Source organism: Faecalibacterium sp. (genome assembly GCF_052358865.1).
GTDB classification, from domain to species: domain Bacteria; phylum Bacillota; class Clostridia; order Oscillospirales; family Ruminococcaceae; genus Faecalibacterium; species Faecalibacterium butyricigenerans.
In genome coordinates, this window is the sequence record NZ_DAWCVJ010000014.1 from 1 (window position 1) to 21,707 (window position 21,707).

Genomic DNA, 21,707 nt, shown 5'->3' on the forward strand with positions numbered 1-21,707 from the left:
CCCCGCAATCCACCCTCCCTCAACCCCCTCCTCCTCCCCCCCCGACCCCCCCCCCCCCCCGCCGGCGGGCGGTATAATGAGGCCACAGGCCGACAGCCGGAAATGGATGGCCTGCCTGTATAATTTATTTTTACTTATGGAGGCAAAAAATCATGAAAATGGCAAAGAAACTTCTGGCCCTCGTCCTGACCGGCGTCATGGCAATGTCCATGCTGACCGGCTGCGCAAGCATCTCTTCTCGTCAGGTCGCTGACGAGCTGGAGGGTATGCTGAAGGTTGCTAACTCTAAGGCTACCGTCAAGGCAGTCGATGACGATCTGGCAAACAAGGCAGTTACGGCTATTAAGGACAAAGACGGCAAGATCAAGACTGATACGACGACTTGGGATGCTGCCTTCAAGACTGCACTGAAGGCCGAGGTTAAAGGCGACACCTATGTCTGGTACAACTACTTTGAGACCAAGAAGCTGACGAAGGGTGATAAGGCTCAGAAGATCGCCAAGAACATGATGCTCGTGACGCCCTTTGCTACAGAGATCAACATCAACAACGCTTTCAACCACAGTGATGTCAAGATCGATGGCGTGGCTAAGATCAAGGCTGGCGACAAGTACGAGCTGAGCATGAAGGAGTTCAGCGTGGGCAGCGGCAACAATAAAGTAGACTACGTCATGGTCGTTGTCACCTGCAAGGCCGTCGAGGTTACTGCCTGATTTTTCCAACTAAGTAATTCCCTATTTCTTCGATAAAAAATGGCACCAAGGCCCGGAGTGGAGACACCCCGGGCCTTGGTGTTTTCAGGGAAGGGACGTGGAAGAACAACGCGGTTTGGCCTTTACAATCCCCCCAAAACATGATAAAGTAAAGATAATGTGCTTTCGACAGGAAAGGCACGCCCGGCTGCGGGGAAAGCGGCCGGGAGAATACTACAACACGACACGGCAAACCAGCCGCGGACGGAAAGGATGTACTTACAATGGAACAGAGCGAAAAGACCCTTGATATGATCGTCAATCTCTGCAAGAACCGTGGTTATGTGTTCCCCGGCTCTGAGATCTACGGCGGTCTGGCCAATAGCTGGGACTACGGCCCTCTGGGCGTCGAGTTCAAGAACAACGTCAAGAAGGCATGGCTGAAGAAGTTCGTGCAGGAAAGCCCCTACAACGTCGGCCTCGATGCCGCCATCATCATGAACCCCCAGACCTGGGTGACGACCGGTCACGTTTCCAGCTTCTCTGACCCCCTGCTGGACTGCCGCGCCTGCAAGGCCCGCCACCGCGCCGATAAACTCATCGGCGAGGAGCACCCCGAGGTCAATGTCGATGCCATGAGCTTCGACGAGATGGACGCTTTCATCGCCGAGCACGAGGACATCGTCTGCCCCGTCTGCGGCAAGCATGACTTCACCCCCATCCGTAAGTTCAACCTGATGTTCAAGACTGCCATCGGCGTCACCGAGGACAGCTCTTCGACCTGCTATCTCCGCCCCGAGACCGCACAGGGCATCTTCGTCAACTTTGCAAACATCCAGCGCACCACCCGCCGCAAGCTGCCCTTTGGCGTGTGTCAGGTGGGCAAGGCTTTCCGCAACGAGATCACCCCGGGCAACTTCACCTTCCGCACCCGCGAGTTCGAGCAGATGGAGTGCGAGTTCTTCTGCAAGCCCGGCACCGACCTCGAGTGGTTCAGCTACTGGAAGGACTACTGCGAGAACTGGCTGCTGAGCCTTGGCATCAAGAAGGAGCATCTGCGCCTGCGTGACCACGAGCCTGCCGAGCTGGCCTTCTACAGCCGCGCTACCACTGACATCGAGTATGCCTTCCCGTTCACCGACTGGGGCGAGCTGTGGGGCATCGCAGACCGCACCAACTACGACCTGACCCGCCATCAGGAGGCCTCCGGCAAGAGCCTCGAGTATTTCGACAGCGAGACCAACGAGCACTACATCCCCTACGTCATCGAGCCGTCTCTGGGCTGTGACCGTGTGGCTCTGGCCTTCCTGTGCGAGGCCTACGACGAGGAGCACCTGACCGACAGCAAGGGCAAGGAGGACATCCGCACCGTCCTGCACCTGCATCCGGCTCTGGCTCCCTACAAGTGCGCCGTCCTGCCCCTGAGCAAGAAGCTGGGCGACAAGGCCATGGAGATCCGCAACGAGCTGAGCAAGTACTTCATGGTGGACTACGACGACACCGGCTCCATCGGCAAGCGCTACCGCCGCGAGGATGAGATCGGCACCCCGTACTGCATCACTGTGGACTTCGACACCGTGGGCGACGAGGCCAAGGGCATCGCAGCTGACAACTGCGTCACCGTCCGCGACCGCGACACCATGGAGCAGGTGCGTATGCCCATCTCCGAGCTGAAGAGCTACATCGAGAGCAAGATCGAGTTCTGATAAAAACTTACTTTTGTGAGTGAAAAAACAGCCCCGCCGTTGCAATTTCGGCGGGGCTGTGGTGTAATACAACGAAAGAAAGTGCTGTCTGGCAAACGGTCAGTACCTTTCCGGCAAGTCAATCACAAAGAATGACCGCACGAGTGGGCTAAACTGGGCGGTCATTTTTTGTTGAAAAACTACGGAATGTCTGTTATACTTAAAATATGAGAGTGCTGCCCACATACGGCAGGCGGTCTTGCAGCTCTTTGGCACGGTGTCAGGGAGCCTGCATTGCTGCACCCCTGACGCTTCACTGCGAAAGGGGGGATGGACCATGACGCTTTTGGAGACTTTAGCTCTGCTGACGCTGATTGCAACGGTCGGCTTTGGAATGTTCGACATCGCTTGGAAAATCTTCGGCAACAAAAAATGACCGCCCCCAGTCTCGCAAACTGAGCGGTCATTTTTGTGACTAGCCAAAGAGCGAAGACCGTTTGCCGGGCAACACTCTCTTTTTGTATCTATAGTATAACACGATAACGTGAAAAAGGCAATGGATCTCCTGAAATTTCAAATATGGACAACTCCCCTGTAAATGGGTTATACTGTTAAGCAGAAAATGCACCGCCGTGTTCTGCACGGCAGAAAGGAATCTTTGTGGAAAACTTTGATATTCTTCTGAAAAAATATGCCGATTTCATCGTCCGGGTGGGCGTGAATCCCCAGCCGGGCCAGACTCTCATCATCAACTGCTGCCTCGAGGCCGCTCCGCTGGCCCGTCTGTGCGTGCGCAGCGCCTACGAGGCCGGTGCCCGTGACGTGCTGGTGAACTGGAGCGACAACGACGTCTCCCGCAGCCGGATGGAGCTGGGCAGCGAGGAGGCTCTGAGCGATTTCAAGTCGTGGCAGCTGCGCCGCTATCTCGACTACGCCGAGAGCGAGGGCGGCGTCTGCGTCCTCCACATCCACGCCGACGACCCCGAGGTCTACGCCGGTCTGGACGGTGCGAAGATCAGCCGGGTGAACGCCGGTCAGCGCAAGTTCATGGCCCCGTGGCGGGAGTACACCATGAACGACCGCGTCCAGTGGTCCATTGCCGCCATGCCCAGCGCCCCGTGGGCCAAGAAGATGTTCCCGGAGCTGGACGAGGCTGCCGCCGTCGAGAAGCTCTGGAAGCTCATCTTCGACGTCTGCCGGGTGACGAACGGCGATCCGGTCAACGAGTGGAAGGCCCATCTCGACCGCCTGACCGACCTGAAAAACAAGATGAACGCCCTCGACCTCGAGAGCGTCCACTTCGAGAGCGCCAACGGCACCGACCTGACCGTGGGCATCGCTGATAAGGCCACTTGGGAAAGCGCCGCCAGCGTCAGCGAGAAGGGCGTGGTCTTCCTGCCCAACATCCCCACCGAGGAGGTATTCACCGCACCCCACAAGGACAAGGTGGACGGCATCGTCTACGGCACCAAGCCCTATGTCTTCAACGGCCAGCTCATCAAGGGCTTCCACGTCACCTTCAAGGATGGCCGGGTCGTGGAGCACGGGGCCGAGGAGGGCGCAGAGCTGCTGGGCCAGCTGCTGGACACCGACGAGGGCGCACGCAGCATCGGCGAGGTGGCGCTGGTGCCCGCCTCCAGCCCCATCAACCGCAGCGGCGCGCTGTTCTACAGCACCCTTTTCGACGAGAACGCTGCCTGCCACATCGCCTTCGGTGCCAGCTATCCCGGCACCACCGAGAACGGCACCCGCCTGTCGAAGGACGAGCTGCTGGCCCGGGGCATGAACCAGTCCACCATCCACGAGGATGTCATGGTCGGCGCGGAGGACAGCCATATCACCGGCAAATGCCGTGACGGCCGCACCGTGGAACTCTTCCGCGACGGCGTCTGGGTGCTGTGAGAAGAGGATTTTTCACGAAAAAGCTTGCATAATTCGCAAGAGTATGCTATATTCTAGTAGTACGCTATAGTTTTATTGGAAAGTGGGCCGCAAGGTCCGCTTTTCTTGTTTGTTTGGAGGTTTTTTATGGCGAAGCAGTCTGGCGGCAATACCGCCCAGAGAGTCGAAGCGCTTGTCCGCCCCACCGTGGAGGGCATGGGCCTGCGCCTGTGGGATGTGGTCTTTGAGAAGGAAGGGCCGGACTGGTATCTTCGCGTGCTCATCGACAAGGACGGCACCATGGACACCGACACCTGTGCGGAAGTGTCCCACGCGCTGGACCCCATCCTCGATGAGGCAGACCCCATCGACCAGAGCTATTATCTCGAGGTGGGCAGCCCCGGCCTTGGCCGCAAGCTGACCCGCCCGGAGCACTACGAGGCGCTCAAGGGCGAAAAGATCGGCGTTAAGCTCATCCGCCCCAACGCCGACGGCGTGCGCGAGTTTGCCGGCATCCTCAAAGGCCGTGAGGGCAGCACCGTCACGGTCGAGACCGAGAACGGCCCGGTGAGCTTTGAGGTGAGCGCTGCATCCAGCGTCCATCTCTGTGATGATGAACACCTGTTTGACTGAAAACAGCTCTCCCGGGGGGAGAGCCAAAGAGGAACCGAGAGAAGATACAATATAAACTAGGAGGAACCCGAAAAATGGCAGCAGCGAACAACGAATTTTTTGAAGCTCTCTCCATGCTGGAGCACGAGCGCGGCATTACGGCAGAGTACCTGATCGACAAGATCAAGGCTGCTATCATCATTGCCGTGAAGAAGAACTATGAGGTCGAGGACGACCACGTCATGGTCGAGATCGACCCCGAGACCGGCAAGTTCAACGTCGCCCTCATTCAGGACGTCGTGGCCGACGAGGACTGGTACGACGAGCACAGCGAGATCGGCATCACCGAGGCACAGCACATCCGCAAGAGCTATCAGGTGGGCGACCGAGTCGTGACCCCCCTCAAGACCAAGGACTTCGGCCGCATCGCCGCCCAGACCGCAAAGCACGTCATCCGTCAGGGCATCCGCGAGGCCGAGCGCAGCCAGCAGCTGAGCGAGATCCAGTCCCGCGCCCACGACATCGTGCAGGCCACTGTCACCCGCGTTGACCCCGAGAAGGGCATCGTTGCCCTCGATCTGGGCAAGGGCGGCGAGGCCATCCTGCCCCGCAACGAGCAGGTGCCCGGCGAGGTGTACACCGAGGGCCAGATGCTGCAGGTCTACATCGTGGATGTGGTGGCCAGCGAGCGCGGCCCCCGCGTCATGATCAGCCGCACCCACCCCGGCCTCGTCAAGCGTCTGTTCGAGCTGGAAGTGCCCGAGATCTATGACGGCACCGTCGAGGTCAAGGCCATCAGCCGCGAGGCCGGCGCCCGCACCAAGATGGCCGTCTGGTCCAAGGACCCCAACGTCAACCCCGTCTCCGCCTGCATCGGCCCCCACGGCGACCGTGTGGCCGCTGTGGTCGAGAAGCTGGGCGGCGAGAAGATCGACATCGTGAAGTGGAGCGAGGATGTCTCCGAGTTCATCTCCGCTGCCCTCAGCCCCGCCAAGGTGGTCAAGGTCGAGCTTCTGCCCGGCGAGACCCGCTCCTGCCGCGTGACCGTGCCTGACCAGCAGCTGAGCCTTGCCATCGGCAATAAGGGCCAGAACGCCCGTCTGTGCGCCCGCCTGACCGGCTACAACATCGACATCCGCCCCGAGAGCGGCTACTACGGCGAGGAAGAGCCGAAGGCTGCCGAGGCGGAGAAGACCGAAGACACCGCCGCAGAATAAGCGCAGAACACCTGCCGAAGGAGGGAAAACCGGATGGCACAAAAAAAGATCCCTGCCCGCCAGTGCATCGGCTGCATGACCAGCCGCCCCAAGAAGGAGCTGGTGCGTGTGGTGCGCGCACCCAGCGGAGAGATCAGCATCGACCCCGTGGGCAAGAAGCCCGGCCGCGGTGCTTACCTCTGCCCGGATGCCGCCTGCCTTGCAAAGGCAAAGAAGAAGAAGGCGCTGGAACGCTGCTTTGAGCAGCCGGTCCCCGCCGAGGTATACGATGCACTGGCCCAGCAGCTGGCCGGTGTGGAAGTGGAAAAGGAGGCTGACCGCGATGGCAAAGAAGCATAACGCCCCCGAAAAACCGGCCCTCGAGCCGAAGGAGGCCCTGTTTCAGGCCGTGAGCCTCTGCCGCAAGGCGGGCGCACTGACCATGGGCTTCGATGCAGTGGAGGAGGCCGTCGTCAAGGGCAAGGCGTGGCTGGTCATGACCGCGTCGGACGCCAGCGCCAAGACCGTGCAGCGGCTCAACTACGCTGTGGGCGATATGGTGGACGTCATCCCCATGCCGCTGACACAGGATAAGCTGGCTGACATCAGCCGCAAACCGGTGGCCGTGTATGCTGTCACCGACCGCAACCTCGCCAAGCTCTGCTTTGACCGGCTGACGGCGTGCGGAGCGATTCAAAATGAGGAGGATATGAGCGAATGACCGTAAAATATAAAGTGAGCGATTTTGCAAAGGACCTGAGCATCTCTGCCAAGAAGGTCCTCGATGAACTGAACGCCATGGGCAGCACCGGCAAGAAGAACAGCTCCACTCTGGAGGAGAACGAGCTGAACTTCCTGCTGGAGAAGTTCAGCAAGGACAACAGCGTCAAGAACCTCGACGAGTTCCTGAACAGCGCCAAGGCCCCCAAGGCCGAGGCGAAGCCTGCCGAGAAGAAGCCTGCCGAGAAGAAGGCAGAGCCGAAGGCGGAGAAGAAGCCGGAGGCCAAGAGCGAGAAGAAGCCCGAGCCTGCAAAGGCTGAGGCAAAGCCCGCCGCCAAGCACGACAACGGCAAGAAGCCCGAGCAGCACAAGAAGCGGGAGGAGAAGACCGTCTCCCTGCAGGATCTGGCCCGTGAGACCGGCGCAAAGGCCGTCGCTGCCCCCGCACAGTCCGTCTCCGTCCGCCGCGAGGACAATCAGGTGACGGTGGATACCCGCACTGTCGATATGAACGTGGACCGCTTCGATGCCCGCTACGACGATCTGGCCTCCACCAAGAACACCGAGAACCGCCGCAAGCCCACCCCGCAGGGCAACAAGCAGAAGTTCACCCAGCGCGGCCAGCGCCAGCGCCAGCAGTTCCAGAAGGGCAAGCGCGAGACCGAGTTCGAGCGTCTGCAGCGCATCCAGCTGGAAAAGGCCCGCAACGCACAGCTGAAGGTCCTTATCCCCGATGAGATCACCGTCGGCGAGCTGGCCGCCCGCCTGAAGCAGCAGGCAGGCAAGGTCATCGCCAAGTTCATGCAGATGGGCGAGATGCACGCCATCAACGACGTCATCGACTTCGATACCGCTTCTCTGCTGGCCGAGGAGTTCCACGCCAAGGTCGAGAAGGAAGTCCATGTCACCATCGAAGAGCGCCTGTTCACGCAGGAGGAGGACGCACAGGAAGACCTCGTCACCCGTCCCCCGGTCGTCTGCGTCATGGGCCACGTTGACCACGGCAAGACCAGTATCCTCGACGCCATCCGCAAGACCAACGTCACCGCAGGCGAGGCCGGCGGCATCACGCAGGCCATCGGCGCCTATCAGGTCAAGGTCAACGACAGCCTCATCACCTTCCTCGATACTCCGGGCCATGAGGCATTCACCTCCATGCGTGCCCGCGGCGCCAACATGACCGACATCGCCGTTCTGGTCGTTGCTGCCGATGACGGCATCATGCCCCAGACCGTCGAGTCCATCAACCACGCCAAGGCTGCCAACGTCAAGCTCATCGTGGCCATGAACAAGATGGATAAGCCCACCGCCAACCCCGAGCGTGTGATGGAAGGCCTGACCAAGTACGGCATCATCACCGAGGACTGGGGCGGCGACGTGGCCTGCATCCCCGTCTCTGCCCTGACCGGCATGGGCATCAACGACCTGCTGGAGCGCATCGCGCTGGAGGCCGAGGTCATGGAGCTGAAGGCCAACCCCAACCGCCGCGCCAAGGGTGCTGTCGTCGAGGCCCGTCTGGATAAGGGTCAGGGTCCCATCGCTACCATTCTGGTGCAGAACGGCACCCTCCACTCCGGCGACGTCATCATCGCCGGTACCGCTGTGGGCCGCGTGCGCACCATGCGCAGCGACAAGGGCGTGCTGCTGAACGACGCAGGCCCCTCCACCCCCGTGGAGATCACCGGTCTGACCGCTGTGCCGGAGGCCGGCGACCTGTTCGAGGCCGTCGAGGACGAGCGTCTGGCCCGTGAGCTGGCCGAGCAGCGTGTTGCCGCCGCCAAGGAGAAGCAGTTCTCCTCCTTCCAGAAGGTCACGCTGGATAACCTGTTCAGTCAGATGGCACAGAACGACATGAAGGAGCTGGCCATCGTCGTCAAGGCGGATGTGCAGGGTTCCGCCGAGGCCGTCAAGCAGAGCCTCGAGAAGATCTCCAACGAGGAGGTCCGCGTCCGCGTCATCCACGCCGGTGTCGGCGCCATCAGCAAGTCCGACGTCGATCTGGCCGACGCCTCCAACGCTATCATCATCGGCTTCAACGTCCGCCCCGACAATGTGGCGAAGGAAGAGGCTGCGGCCACCAAGGTCGAGATGCGGATGTACCGCGTCATCTACGACGCCATCAACGACGTCACCGACGCTATGAAGGGTATGCTGGCTCCCAAGTTCCGCGAGGTGTCTCTGGGCGAGCTGCAGGTCCGTCAGGTCTACAAGATCAGCAATGTCGGCACCGTCGCAGGCTGCCGCGTCACCAGCGGCAAGATCACCCGCGACAGCAAGGTGCGCGTCGTCCGTGACGGCATCGTCATCACCGAGGACGAGATCGCATCGCTGAAGCGCTTCAAGGACGACGCCAAGGAAGTGGCCGAGGGTTACGAGTGCGGCGTCACTCTGGCAAAGTTTGCCGACGTCAAGGAAGGCGACGTCTACGAGGCCTTCAAGATGGAAGAATACCGCGACTAAGAGTTGAAGGTACTGTTATCACCGCCCATCGGGCGGTGATAACAGACTTTTTAGAGGAGAAACTATGTCTCAGAAAAATATGGGCCGTCTGGCGCAGGACATGAAGCGTGAGCTGATCGCCATCATCGGACGGCTGAAGGACCCGCGGCTGGAGGGCGGTCTGCTGACCGTCACCCGGCTGGATGTGACGCCGGATCTGGACGTGGCAAAGGTCTATGTGAGCGTGATGGGCCGCGAGGACGGCCCCAAGCCTGCCATCGAGGCCCTGAACCGCGCCGCAGGCCATGTGCGCACCGAAGTGAGCAAGAAGATGCACATCCGCAAGGCACCCCGCTTCATCTTTGTGGAGGACGACGGTGCCGCCTATGCAGCCCACATCAACGAGCTGCTCCGCACGCTGAATGTGAATGGCGATGCCGAGGAGACTCAGCCCGCCGAGACCGAGGAATAAATCCAGCGCTGCGGAAAGGATGATCCATCGAATGACAGAACAGCTCAATGTGCAGCAGATGGCCCAGCGCCTCTGTGCTGCGGACAACATTTTGATCCTGTGTCATAAAAACCCGGACGGCGACACCATCGGCTGCGGCAGCGCCCTCTGCCATGCGCTCAAGGCGCTGGGCAAGACGGCGGCTGTCCTCTGCTCCGATGCAGTGCCCTCCCGCTACAGCTTTACCGCGCCGGTGCTGTTCCGGGGCGGCTTTGAGCCGAAGACCGTCGTGGCCGTGGACGTTGCCAGCGTGCAGCTCTTCGGCGAAAATAACGGCGTGCCCCAGTATACCCGCCACATCGATCTCTGCATCGACCACCACGCGGGCAACAGCGGCTATGCGGACTTCACCCTGCTGGACGGCAGCGCGGCCGCAGCGGCAGAGCTTTTGTATGAGGTCATCTGCGAGATGGGCGTGGAGATCACCCCCCTCATCGCCAACTGCCTTTACACCGGCCTTGCCACCGACACCGGCTGCTTCCGCTTCTCGTCCACCACGGCCAACACCCACCTTGTGGCGGCGAAGCTCATTCTGGCGGGCGCGCAGCTGGAAGAGCTGAACACTCTGCTCTTTGACACCAAGCCCCGGGAGCGGATGGAGGCCGAGCGCATCGCCCGCAACCATCTGGAATATCATCTGGACGACCGCTGCGCCCTGATGTACCTCACCCGCGACGAGATCGAGCAGAGCGGCGTGGACCCTGCGGATCTGGAGGAGCTGACCAGCCTGCCCATCAGCATCGAGGGCGTCAAAGTAGGGCTGCTGCTCCGCCAGCAGCCCGGCGGCAGCTACCGCATCAGCGTGCGCACCGCCAAGGGCGTGGACGCCTGCGCCATCGCGCGGCGTCTGGGCGGCGGCGGCCATACCCGCGCGGCGGGCTGTGAGCTGCTGGGCAACCTCGACAACGCCAAGAACGCCATTCTGGCCGAAGTGCAGGCGGAGCTTGACCGCCCCGAGATGCAGGAGGAAGGCTGATGCAGGGCATCCTGATCGTAGATAAGCCGATGGACTGGACCAGCTTCGACGTCATCGCCAAGCTGCGCGGCATCCTCGGTACCCGCAAGCTGGGCCACAGCGGCACCCTCGACCCCATGGCCACCGGCGTTCTGCCGGTGTTCTGCGGCGGGGCCAGCAAGGCTGTGGACCTTCAGCTCGACCACACCAAGACCTACTGCGCCCGGCTGAAGCTGGGGCTGCGCACCGACACCGGCGACATCACCGGCACCGTGCTGGAAACGGCCCCGGTGACGGCGGGGGAGGCCGAGCTGCTGGCGGTGCTGCCCCGGTTCCTCGGCCCGCAGATGCAGACGCCGCCCATGTATTCGGCGGTCAAGCTCAACGGCCAGCCCCTCTATAAGCTGGCCCGCGAGGGCGTGACCGTGGAGCGGAAGGCCCGCCCCATCGAGATACTGGACATCCGGTACGGCGGCAGCCCGGCGGAGAACGAATACGTCCTCACGGTCTGCTGTTCCAAGGGCACCTATATCCGTACCCTGCTGGAGGACATCGCTGCTGAGATGGGCCAGAAGGGCACCATGAGCGCTCTGCGCCGGACGACGGCAGGCGTCTACACCGAGGCCGACGCCCACACGCTGGAAGAGATCCAGGCCGCGAAGGACGCAGGCCCCGAGGCGCTGCAGGCGCTGATGCTGCCGGTGGAGAGCGTGTTCGAGTCTCTGCCCCTGCTGGTGGTGGAGCCGAGGGTGGAGCAGCATCTTTACAATGGCTGCCCCACCAGCCGCTACCCGGCGGCAGATGGCCGCTACCGCGTGCGCAGCGCCGGGGGACAGTTCCTCGGGCTTGCAAAGATCACCGGCGGCGTGCTCAAGGTCGAAAAACTCTTCGTAGAGAGAAACGAAAAGGACTAAACATTCATGCAGATCTATTCGCAGCTTGCGCCGCTTGCGCTGGGCGGTGCCCACGGCTCTGCTGTGGCAATGGGCTTTTTTGACGGCATCCACATCGGCCACCGGGCTGTCATCGGCAGCGCGGTGGAGTGGGCCAAAGCCCATGGCGCGGCCCCGGTGGTCTTCACCTTCCGCCTGCCCGCCGAGAACAAGATGAAGGGCAAGCGGCTGCTCTCCACCGAGGACAAGCACGCCCTCATCGCCAGCCTCGGCGTCGAGCACTACCTCTGCCCCGATTTCGAGGAGATCAAGGCCATGACGCCCGAGCAGTTCGTGCTGGGCATCATCCGGGACTGCAACGCCCGGGCGCTGTTCTGCGGCGAGAACTTTACTTTCGGTGCCAAGGCGGCGGGCACGCCGGAGCTGCTGCGTCAGCTCTGCGCACCGCTGGGTGTGGAGGTGATCGTTCTGCCGATGGCGCAGTTCGAGGAGAAGCCGGTCTCCTCCACCCGCATCCGCACCGCTCTGGAGGGCGGCGACATCCCGGCGGCCAACGCCATGCTGGGGATGCCCTACGCCATCCGCTTCACGGTACACCACGGGGCAGGCCTTGGCCGGACGCTGGGGGTGCCCACCATCAACCAGATCTATCCGCAGGGCTTCCAGCTCCCCCGGTACGGCATCTATATCACCCGCACCAAGATCGGAGAGCACTGGTATCCTTCGGCCACTGGTCTCGGCACCCGGCCCACCGTCAACAGCGACGAGAGCAAAGTGACCTGTGAGACCTTCATCCCGGGCTTTACCGGCGACCTTTACGGCACCGACCCGGTGGTGGAGTTCCACGCCTACCTCAGCCCCAGCAAAAAGTTCGACACGCTGGATGAGCTGCGTGAGTGCATCGACCACGCCGCGAAGCGCGCACAGGAATACTTTGCGGAGTGACGGCACCGTCCGCGGAACAAAAAGAAAGAAGCACCCTGCTGATGCGCTTGCATCGGCGGGGTGCTTTCTGTTTGGTCAGAAGTAGAAGCCCGAGAGGTAAAGATGCTCCACCGTTTCCTTTTCGGCGTCGGAGAGGGAGGCGTCTGCGGCCATCGCGGCGCGGATGCTCTCCCGGGTGTCGGGGTAGGCAGAGAGGGAGGAAAAGCACGCAGTGCTGTCCGCGTCGAGACGGAGGACGGTGCGGCTCTGGGGCGTCCATTCCGCCCAGCCCGGGGTGCCGCTGGTCATGAAATCGGCGAGGGACTGCTTCAGGCGGGAAGAGAGGGCCTGTGCACCCTCGGAGGAGAGGTCGGCGCAGCGGGAGAAGCTGCTCTCGCCCGACAAAAGGGCCAGCAGGATGCCGTGGAAGGAGCCGAGGCCCGGGAGGACGGTGCGACTGTCGGCCCCGCCGTAGTCGATGAGGCCCAGCCAGACCGGTGCGCTGCCGCCCAGCGCCTCGGCGAGGGCCTCGGTGCTGCTCCACCGGCAGAGGGCCGAGCCGTACCGGACGGCGTAGGCCCGGGCCGGGCCGGAGGCGGGCCGCAGGTCGTCCCGGACGAGGCCGCTGAACTCGGTGGCGCTGCTCAGGAGCAGGAAGGGGACGGCGCTCCGGGCATCCCGGGGGAGCAGCGCCTCGTCGGCATAGAGGATGGAGGGCACACCGAGGGCCGCGATGCGGGCCGGTTCGAGGCCGCAGAGCCACTCCCGGACGTCAGCCCCCGGCGTCAGCAGCCATCCGGCGGCGGAAGCCGGGTCGGCAAAGAGGCCGTCCTCCACGGCCAGCGGCGCGAAGCGCTCGGCCAGCTGACAGGCCGAAGTGTCCGGGTCGGCCAGAGACCAGCCGCCCGAGAGCGCAACGGCCCTCTGGAAACGGCCCCGGGAGAGGGGACTTGCCGCGAGGGCAGCCGCCATCCGTCCGCCGTCGGAAAAGCCGCAGAGGGTGATGCTGGCCCCATCGCCGCCGAAGTGGTGGATGTTCTCCTTCACCCAGTCCAGCGCCCGGAGGATGTCCAGCAGGGCAAAGTTCCCGGCGGTGTCTGAACCGGCAGTGAGGGCGGGCAGGCAGTTCCAGCCGAACAGCCCCAGCCGGTAACTGAGGGCCACGAAGACGCAGCCGGTGTCCCGTACAAGTGCACTGCCGGGCAGCTCCTGCGGTGAGCCGGAGAAAGCGCTGCCATGGAGATAGACGAGGACGGGCCGCTTTTTTGCCTCCGGCACGGAATAGATGTCCAGCGTCAGACAGTCCTCGGTGCCGAGGGGGAAGCTGGTGTACTGATACGCTGCCGGGGCGGGGGCGGTGCAGTCCCGCACCGTCCGCCAGCGGGCAGGCTCTCGGGGGGATGTCCAGCGGTCCTCGCCTGTAGGTGCGGCCCCGTAGGGGATGCCGTACCAGCAAAGGGTGCCGTCCTCCCGCGCCCTGCCCCGCACCGGGCCGTACTGGGTCGGGCGGAGGGGCGTGACGGGGGAGAACAGGCCGTTTTCGGATGGGGAAGGAGCGGCATCGGCCGGGCAGAGCGGGCAGGCCAGCGCCGCTGCGGCGGCTGCGCTCCCTTTCAGGAAGCTGCGGCGGGAAAATTCACATAACATATAGAGATACCTCATTTTGATAACAGACAGATTATACCATGACTCGACAGAAAAACAATATCCTCATTTTTGCACATCTGTAAAAATTTTTCTTGCTTTTTACGGTTGTTTCTGTTATACTAGCACTGTTACCGCGATACGGGGCTGGGAGTATGCCCATCCGGGAGTACCGTTTTCCCGCTGCTGTGCCGTCGGCAAATAAAATTTTATAAAGAGGTACTGTTACTATGAACAAGCAGGAAGTTATGGCCAAAGTCGCTCTGACCGAGAAGGACACTGGCTCCCCCGAGGTTCAGGTCGCTCTGCTGACCGCTCACATCAACGAGCTGAACGAGCATCTGAAGAAGAACCCGAACGATCACCACAGCCGCCGTGGTCTGATGAAGATGGTTGGCCGCCGCCGCAATCTGCTGGCCTACCTCCAGAAGAAGGACATCGAGCGTTACCGTGCTCTGATCGCAACTCTGGGTCTGCGTAAGTAATAGAAAACAGAGGGCAGGTACCGCAATGTGGTGCCTGCCCTTTGCTCTTTTTTGTTGGATTTTCCCTTGTATCCCAAGCTCTGGAACAAATAGGCCGCTGCTGCGTGTTGCAGCAGTAAATCGAGCGCCTGTGCCTTGGTACGGACGCTGGATTTATTGCTATGATGCGCGGCGGGCAGCCTTTTGGAATATCAAACGGACATAAGGAGGCAAACCAAATGGCAATCGAATTTGGTTCCCGCAAAGAAAACTTTGACAACTTCAAAGTTTACGAGACTACGCTGGCAGGCCGCCCCTTCAAGGTGGAAATGGGCAAGATGTGCGGCTTGTCCAACGCAAGCGCCCTCATCCGCTACGGCGAGACCTGCGTGATGTGCAACGTGGTCATGAGCCCCAAGCCCCGCGAAGGCGTCGATTTCTTCCCCCTGAACGTGGAGTACGAGGAAAAGCTCTACGCCGCAGGCCGCATCCCCGGCAGCTTCATGCGCCGTGAGGGCCGCCCCGGCGAGCGCGCCATCCTGACCAGCCGCGTCGTGGACCGCCCCATGCGCCCCCTGTTCCCCAAGGAGATGCGCAACGACGTCTGCATCACCATGACGGTCATGAGCCTTGACCCCGATTGCAGCCCCGAGATCGCCGGTATGATCGGCGCTTCGCTGGTCACTGCCGTGTCGGAGATCCCCTGGAACGGCCCCATCGGCGGCGTGCAGGTGGGTCTGGTGGACGGCGAGATCGTCCTGAACCCCACGCAGGAGCAGCGCAGAAAGAGCGATCTGGCCCTGACCGTTGCCGCCACCATGGACAAGATCGTCATGATCGAGGCCGGTGCCAACGAGGTGGATGAGGACACCATGCTGGACGCCATCAAGGCCGCTCATGTGGAGATCAAGAAGGTCATCGGCTTCATCAACAGCATCGTGGCCGAGCGCGGCAAGCCGAAGATCGATTTTCAGGTCGTGGGCCTCGATATGGATATGTTCCATGCCATCAAGGAGAAGTATCTGGACGACTTCAAGGCCGCCATGGACACCGACGACAAGAATGTGCGTGACGCCGCCCTGCTGCCCATCATGGACAAGATCGCCGGGGAGTACCCCGACCTGACCGACGCCGACCTCGACCTCGTCAGCTACAAGATGCAGAAGTACGTCGTCCGCCGCTGGCTGCTGGATGAGGGCAAGCGCGTGGATGGCCGCGGCATCAACGAGATCCGTCCGCTGGCCGCAGAGGTCGGCATCCTGCCCCGCGTGCATGGCTCCGGTATGTTCACCCGCGGCCAGACGCAGGTGCTCACCACCTGCACCCTCGGCGGCACCAAGGACAACCAGCTCATGGATGACCTGACCGACGAGCAGACCAAGCGGTACATCCACCACTACAACTTCCCGCCGTACTCCGTCGGCGAGGCCCGCGCACCCCGCAGCCCCGGCCGCCGCGAGATCGGCCACGGCGCACTGGCCGAGCGCGCTCTCGTGCCCGTGCTGCCCTCTCTGGAGGAGTTCCCCTACACCATCCGCTGCGTGTCTGAGGTTCTGTCCTCCAACGGCTCTACCTCGCAGGCTTCCATCTGCGGCTCTACGCTGGCCCTGATGGACGCAGGCGTGCCCATCAAGGCTCCGGTCGCCGGCATCTCCTGCGGCCTCATCACCGAGGGCGACCGCTGGATGACCATGCTGGACATTCAGGGCGTCGAGGACTTCCACGGCGACATGGACTTCAAGGTGGGCGGCACCCGCAAGGGCATTACCGCCATCCAGATGGACATCAAGATCGACGGCCTGACCTACGACATCATCGCCGAGGCTTTCGAGAAGTGCCGCAAGGGCCGTCTGTACATCCTCGATGAGATCATCAAGCCGGTCATCGCCGAGCCTCGCCATGAGCTGAGCCGCTGGGCACCCAAGATGTTCAGCATGATGATCCCCACCGATAAGATCAAGGACGTCATCGGCAAGGGCGGCAAGGTCATTCAGGACATCTGCGCCACCTGCAACTGCAAGATCGACGTGCAGGAGGACGGCCATGTCTTCGTCTCTGCGGTGGATCAGGAGGACGCAAAGCGGGCTATCTTTACCATCAGGACCATCGTGGAGGACCCCGAGATCGGTGCCATCTACAAGGGCAAAGTCACCCGTCTGATGAACTTCGGTGCCTTCGTCGAGATCGCTCCGGGCAAGGAGGGCCTCGTCCACATCTCCAAGCTGGACACCAAGCGGGTCGAGCGGGTGGAGGATGTGGTCGCCGTGGGCGATGCCATCGTCGTTAAGGTGACGGACATCGACCAGCAGGGCCGCATCAACCTGAGCCGCCGCGATGCCATTCTGGCTCTGGAAGCCAAGAAGGCACAGCAGGAGCAGGGCTAAATCACGTTTTCCAAAATGCCTCCGCGCACCTCGCGCGGGGGCATTTTTGTCTGCCGGGCGAAAAAATTTTAATTCCCTACCAGAAAAGTTTGTTGTAAGGGTTGACAAATCCTGTCAAGGCGAGTACAATAAACGCAATATCACAAAAATGGCTGTGAAGAGAAGAGTAAGCTTTCGCATGAGCCTTACCAGAAAGCCCGGAGGATGGAAAAGGGCAGGAAACAGGGAGCTGAAAATGGTCTCGGAGCTGCGCGGACGACGAGCAAGAGCACTAGTCCGCGACGGGTGCGCCCGTTAAAGCGTCCGGCTGTAAGCAGAAAGAGTTTCTGCCGCAGTTTTGAGGCAGCGTCCGTGAGGATGCTGCGAACCAAGGTGGTACCACGGAAGTTTCAGGCCTCCGTCCTTGTGCAGCGCAGAGCTGACAGGGACGGGGGCTTTTTTCGAGCTTCCGTCCAGAGCTGGCGCGGACTGTGCCGCGCCGCTGTACATTTTATCCAAACAATAGAGAGGGAACAAAACTATGATTACTCGTCGTGATTTTCTGAAAGTTACTGGTGTTGCAGCCGCTGCTGCTGCCCTGACCGCCTGCGGCGGCTCTTCCTCCACCGCAAGCTCTGCTGCTTCCGGCGCTGCTTCTTCTGAGGCTGCTTCCGCTGCTGCAAAGCTGGACAAGATCAAGGTCGCTGTCCCCAACGACACCACCAACGAGGCCCGCGCCCTGACCCTGCTGGAGAAGAACGGCTTCTTCAAGCTGAAGGCAGACGCCGGTCTGACCGCCACCAAGAACGACATCGAGGAGAACCCCCTGAATGTCACCGTCGATGAGGTCGAGGCTGCTCAGGTGCCCAACGTCCTGCAGGACGAGGATTACGCGGTCATCAACTCCAACTACGCCATCTCCGCTGGTCTGGACCCCATGACCGACGCTCTGGCCATGGAGGACGGCTCCTCTGCTTACGTCAACGTGCTGGTCTGCAAGGAGGGCAACGAGAACGAGCCGAAGATCAAGGCGCTGGTGGCTGCTCTGCAGAGCCAGCAGGTCAAGGACTTCATGGATGAAAACTACAAGGGCGCTGTCGTCTCCGTCGTCGAGAACCCCACCGACGGCTACGATCCCTCCATCGACTATGACGCACTGAACGGCGAGACCGTCAGCTGCGCCGCTACCCCCGCTCCCCACTGCGAGGTGCTGGAGGTCTGCAAGGACATTCTGGCCGCAAAGGGCATCACGCTGGACATTCAGGAGTACGACGACTATGTGATCCCCAACACCATCGTCGAGGACGGCCAGTGCGACACCAACTACTTCCAGCATCAGCCGTATCTGGACAACTTCAATGAGGAGAAGGGCACCCATCTGGTGACGGTCGCCGGCATCCACGTCGAGCCGATGGGCATCTACGGCGGCAAGCAGGACAGCCTTGCCCCCATCGAGGGTTAAGACCCTACTAAGGAGTAAACTGTGATCGAGATCAAACACCTTTCCAAGACTTTCCAGATGAAGGACGGCGCGGTGAATGCGCTGAAGGACATCGACCTGACCATCCCCGATGGCTCTATCTACGGCATCATTGGTATGTCGGGCGCGGGCAAATCCACGCTGGTGCGCTGCATCAACCTGCTGGAACGCCCCACCGAGGGCAGCGTCGTCATCGACGGCACCGCGATGGAGACCCTGTCTCCCGCCGCCCTGCGGGAGCGCCGCCGGGACATCACCATGATCTTCCAGCAGTTCAACCTGCTGATGCAGCGCAGCTGCCTGAAGAACATCTGCTTCCCGATGGAGCTGGCGGGCGTGAAGAAGGCCGACGCCGAAAAGCGCGCCAGAGAGCTGCTGGAAATGGTGGGCCTGCCCGATAAGGCCAACGCCTACCCCGCCCAGCTCTCCGGCGGCCAGAAGCAGCGCATCGCCATCGCCCGTGCGCTGGCCACCGACCCCAAAGTCCTGCTCTGCGATGAGGCCACCAGTGCGCTGGACCCCAACACGACCCACGCCATCCTGACCCTCATCAAGGACATCAACAAAAAGCTGGGCATCACGGTGGTGGTCATCACCCACCAGATGAGTGTCGTGGAAGAGATCTGCGACCGGGTCGCCATTCTGGACGGCGGCGTGGTCGTGGAGCAGGGAGAGGTGCGCGAGATCTTCGCAAATCCCAAGACAGCTGCGGCCAAGCGCCTCGTCGCCCCCAACGGCGGCAGCGCGGCCCGCGACCTCTCGAGTTTTGCGCCCGACGACCATGTCGTGCGTGTGACCTTTAACGGCTCGTCCACCGCAAAGCCGCTGGTGGCGAGCCTCGCAGCGGAGAAGGACATCCTTGTGTCGGTGCTCAGCGCCGACACCCGCGACCTGAGCGGCCAGTGCTATGGCTCGATGCTGCTCAAGCTTCCCCGCGATACCGAACAGGCAAAGCAGGCTGTGTGCTATATGCGCAGCCAGAATGGTGTGACCGTTGAGGAGGTGACCGGAGAATGAGCTTTGCAGATTATGGCTTCGCCATCTGGGAGACGTTCTATGTGACCGTCCTCTCCACGGCATTTTCTCTGGTGCTGGGCCTGCCGCTGGGCGTTCTGCTGGTGGCGGGCGACAAGGACGGCGTGCTGCCCCTGCCGGGTTGGCTGATGCACATCCTGAACATCGTCATCAACATCCTGCGCAGCGTGCCTTTCCTCATCCTGATGATCTGTGTCTTCCCGCTGACCCGCGCCATCGTGGGCACCACCGTCGGCACCAAGGCCACCATCGTTCCGCTGGTGGTCGCGGCCTTCCCCTTTGTGGCCCGCCTCGTGGAGACGAGCCTGCGCGAGCTGGACGAGGGCGTCGTGGAAGCAGCCCAGAGCATGGGCGCGACCCCCTTCCAGATCATCACCAAGGTCATGATCCCCGAGTGCCTGCCCGGTCTCATCTCCAGCATGACCACTGCCCTGACCACCATCCTCGGCTACTCGGCCATGTCCGGCGTCATCGGCGGCGGCGGTCTGGGCAAGATCGCCCTGTCCTACGGCTACTACCGCTATCAGACCAACATCATGATCGTCTGCGTCGTGCTGCTGGTGCTCATGGTGCAGGTGTTCCAGACCGTCGGCACCTTCTGGGCGACCAAGAGCGATAAGCGGCTGAGAAAGTAAGTGGTCGCTCAACCTCTCCGTCACGGCTGTCGCCGTGCCACCTCCCCTAACGAGGGGAGGCTTTGGCATAGCGGAAAGCTTTCCCTCTTCGCCAGAGGCTCCCCTACAAGGGGAGCTGTCGAGCAAATGCGAGACTGAGAGGTTGGATGGAAGGACGGCCTGACCGTAGGTTGTAAACTTAGAGGTTTCGGCTTCCAGCAGGGAACAAAATTTAACGAACCGATTCCCCGCCGGAGGCCTGCCCTCTGGCGGGGAATTGTGCTATACAGACAAACCCAGTAAAGGAGTATGTTGCAATGAACCGTGATACCATCTGCGTGCAGGGCGGCTACACCCCCGGCAACGGCGAACCCCGCCAGATCCCCATCATCCAGTCCACCACCTTCAAGTACGCCACCAGCGAGGACATGGGCAAGCTGTTCGACCTCGAGGCCGACGGCTACTTCTACTCCCGCCTGCAGAACCCCACCTGTGATCTGGTGGCGAAAAAGATCTGCGAGCTGGAGGGCGGCACCGCCGCCATGCTGACGTCCAGCGGTCAGGCCGCAAACTTCTTCGCACTGTTCAATCTCTGCGAGGCGGGCGACCACATCGTGGCGTCCAGCACCATCTACGGCGGCACCTTCAACCTCATCTCCGTCACCATGAAGAAGATGGGCATTACCGCCACCTTTGTGGACCCGCTGTGCAGCGAGGAGGAGCTGGACGCTGCCTTCCAGCCCAACACCAAGGTCGTGTTCGGCGAGACCATCGCAAACCCTGCCCTCACTGTGCTGGACATTGAGAAGTTCGCCAAGGCCGCCCACGCCCACGGCGTACCCCTCATCGTGGACAACACCTTCCCCACGCCGGTCAACTGCCGCCCCTTCGAGTGGGGGGCTGACATTGTGACCCACTCGACCACCAAATATATGGACGGCCATGGTGCGGTGCTGGGCGGTGCCATCGTGGACGGCGGAAAGTTCGACTGGATGGCCCACGCCGACAAGTTCCCCGGCCTGTGCACCCCCGACGAGAGCTATCACGGCATCACCTACGCCGAGCGCTTTGGCAAGGAGGGGGCGTTCATCACCAAGGCTACCGCACAGCTGATGCGGGACTTCGGCTCGATGCAGTCCCCCATGAACGCCTATATGCTGAACCTCGGCCTTGAGAGCCTCCACGTCCGGATGCAGCGCCACTGCGAGAACGGCATGGCCGTCGCAAAGTTCCTCGAGGCCCACCCGAAGGTGGCCTACGTCAACTACTGCGGCCTCGAGAGCAGCCCCTACCATGCACTGGCCCGGAAGTATCTGCCGAGCGGCAGCTGCGGCGTCGTCTCCTTCGGTCTGGCCGGAGGCCGCGAGGCGGCCAGCACCTTCATGAAGGAGCTGAAGCTTGCCGCCATCGAGACCCATGTGGCCGATGCCCGTACCTGCTGCCTCAACCCGGCCTCCAGCACCCATCGCCAGATGAACGACGAGCAGCTGGCTGCTGCCGGTGTGCCTGCCGAGCTGGTGCGGATGAGCTGCGGACTGGAAAGCAGCGAAGACCTCATCGCAGATATTGCACAGGCACTCGATAAAATCTAAGGAGAAA

General features: G+C 61.7%; 19 protein-coding genes and 1 other annotated feature. Of the genes, 18 read left to right on the forward strand and 1 reads right to left on the reverse strand.

What is annotated here, in order from left to right; genetic code table 11:
* Positions 1–152: 152 nt before the first annotated feature.
* From ACT8X9_RS03965 to ribF, 12 genes are all read left to right on the forward strand, one after another.
* On the forward strand, positions 153–713 hold the full coding sequence (locus ACT8X9_RS03965; protein WP_444268188.1) for a hypothetical protein: 561 nt from the start codon (positions 153–155) through the stop codon (positions 711–713).
* 263 nt (positions 714–976) lie between these two features.
* A complete protein-coding gene (locus ACT8X9_RS03970; RefSeq protein ID WP_444268189.1) occupies positions 977–2,398 on the forward strand; it encodes a glycine--tRNA ligase in 1,422 nt (473 codons plus the stop codon).
* Between the two features lie 639 nt (positions 2,399–3,037).
* Entirely contained in the window at positions 3,038–4,279 is a 1,242-nt protein-coding gene (locus tag ACT8X9_RS03975) for an aminopeptidase (protein ID WP_412589380.1), read from the forward strand.
* A 126-nt stretch (positions 4,280–4,405) separates the two neighbouring features.
* The gene (gene rimP, locus ACT8X9_RS03980) at positions 4,406–4,891 is read left to right on the forward strand and encodes a ribosome maturation factor RimP (protein WP_227620310.1); all 486 of its coding nucleotides are present in this window, start codon (positions 4,406–4,408) and stop codon (positions 4,889–4,891) included.
* 74 nt (positions 4,892–4,965) lie between these two features.
* Positions 4,966–6,087 carry a transcription termination factor NusA gene (gene nusA, locus ACT8X9_RS03985; protein WP_227620311.1) on the forward strand — a complete coding sequence of 374 codons (1,122 nt, stop codon included), beginning with the start codon at positions 4,966–4,968 and terminating at the stop codon, positions 6,085–6,087.
* Positions 6,088–6,120: 33 nt separating this feature from the next.
* Positions 6,121–6,426: an RNase P modulator RnpM gene (gene rnpM, locus ACT8X9_RS03990; protein ID WP_227620312.1), complete on the forward strand. Its 306-nt coding sequence runs from the start codon at positions 6,121–6,123 to the stop codon at positions 6,424–6,426.
* Positions 6,410–6,787 carry a L7Ae/L30e/S12e/Gadd45 family ribosomal protein gene (locus ACT8X9_RS03995; RefSeq protein WP_227620313.1) on the forward strand — a complete coding sequence of 126 codons (378 nt, stop codon included), beginning with the start codon at positions 6,410–6,412 and terminating at the stop codon, positions 6,785–6,787. The genes rnpM and ACT8X9_RS03995 overlap by 17 nt, the downstream gene beginning before the upstream one ends.
* Entirely contained in the window at positions 6,784–9,246 is a 2,463-nt protein-coding gene (gene infB / locus ACT8X9_RS04000) for a translation initiation factor IF-2 (RefSeq protein ID WP_444268190.1), read from the forward strand. Before ACT8X9_RS03995 ends, infB begins: the two co-directional genes overlap by 4 nt.
* A gap of 64 nt (positions 9,247–9,310) precedes the next feature.
* Entirely contained in the window at positions 9,311–9,697 is a 387-nt protein-coding gene (rbfA, locus tag ACT8X9_RS04005) for a 30S ribosome-binding factor RbfA (RefSeq protein ID WP_227620315.1), read from the forward strand.
* 31 nt (positions 9,698–9,728) lie between these two features.
* Positions 9,729–10,712: a DHH family phosphoesterase gene (locus ACT8X9_RS04010; protein ID WP_412589387.1), complete on the forward strand. Its 984-nt coding sequence runs from the start codon at positions 9,729–9,731 to the stop codon at positions 10,710–10,712.
* Positions 10,712–11,605, forward strand: coding sequence for a tRNA pseudouridine(55) synthase TruB (truB, locus tag ACT8X9_RS04015; protein WP_444268191.1), 894 nt, complete (start codon positions 10,712–10,714; stop codon positions 11,603–11,605). The genes ACT8X9_RS04010 and truB overlap by 1 nt, the downstream gene beginning before the upstream one ends.
* Positions 11,606–11,611: 6 nt before the next feature.
* The gene (gene ribF, locus ACT8X9_RS04020; protein WP_444268192.1) at positions 11,612–12,529 is read left to right on the forward strand and encodes a riboflavin biosynthesis protein RibF; all 918 of its coding nucleotides are present in this window, start codon (positions 11,612–11,614) and stop codon (positions 12,527–12,529) included.
* Between the two features lie 75 nt (positions 12,530–12,604).
* On the opposite strand, the gene ACT8X9_RS04025 is transcribed toward ribF, so the two are convergent.
* Entirely contained in the window at positions 12,605–14,155 is a 1,551-nt protein-coding gene (locus tag ACT8X9_RS04025) for a carboxylesterase family protein (protein WP_444268193.1), read from the reverse strand.
* A 227-nt stretch (positions 14,156–14,382) separates the two neighbouring features.
* Between ACT8X9_RS04025 and rpsO the strand changes: the two genes are divergently transcribed.
* The 6 genes from rpsO (at position 14,383) to ACT8X9_RS04055 (ending at position 21,700) form a co-directional block, all read left to right on the forward strand.
* Complete coding sequence (gene rpsO / locus ACT8X9_RS04030) at positions 14,383–14,637, forward strand: 30S ribosomal protein S15 (RefSeq protein ID WP_005933138.1); 255 nt, start codon at positions 14,383–14,385, stop codon at positions 14,635–14,637.
* 218 nt (positions 14,638–14,855) lie between these two features.
* Entirely contained in the window at positions 14,856–17,000 is a 2,145-nt protein-coding gene (locus ACT8X9_RS04035) for a polyribonucleotide nucleotidyltransferase (RefSeq protein ID WP_444268194.1), read from the forward strand.
* 145 nt (positions 17,001–17,145) lie between these two features.
* Positions 17,146–17,408, forward strand: a binding site (T-box leader).
* A 112-nt stretch (positions 17,409–17,520) separates the two neighbouring features.
* Positions 17,521–18,441 carry a MetQ/NlpA family ABC transporter substrate-binding protein gene (locus ACT8X9_RS04040; protein ID WP_227620321.1) on the forward strand — a complete coding sequence of 307 codons (921 nt, stop codon included), beginning with the start codon at positions 17,521–17,523 and terminating at the stop codon, positions 18,439–18,441.
* A 21-nt stretch (positions 18,442–18,462) separates the two neighbouring features.
* Positions 18,463–19,476, forward strand: coding sequence for a methionine ABC transporter ATP-binding protein (locus tag ACT8X9_RS04045; RefSeq protein WP_444268195.1), 1,014 nt, complete (start codon positions 18,463–18,465; stop codon positions 19,474–19,476).
* Positions 19,473–20,129: a methionine ABC transporter permease gene (locus ACT8X9_RS04050; RefSeq protein ID WP_249234277.1), complete on the forward strand. Its 657-nt coding sequence runs from the start codon at positions 19,473–19,475 to the stop codon at positions 20,127–20,129. The genes ACT8X9_RS04045 and ACT8X9_RS04050 overlap by 4 nt, the downstream gene beginning before the upstream one ends.
* A 296-nt stretch (positions 20,130–20,425) precedes the next feature.
* Positions 20,426–21,700, forward strand: a complete 1,275-nt coding sequence (locus ACT8X9_RS04055) for an O-acetylhomoserine aminocarboxypropyltransferase/cysteine synthase family protein (protein WP_249234278.1) — start codon at positions 20,426–20,428, stop codon at positions 21,698–21,700.
* The last annotated feature ends 7 nt before the right edge of the window (positions 21,701–21,707 follow it).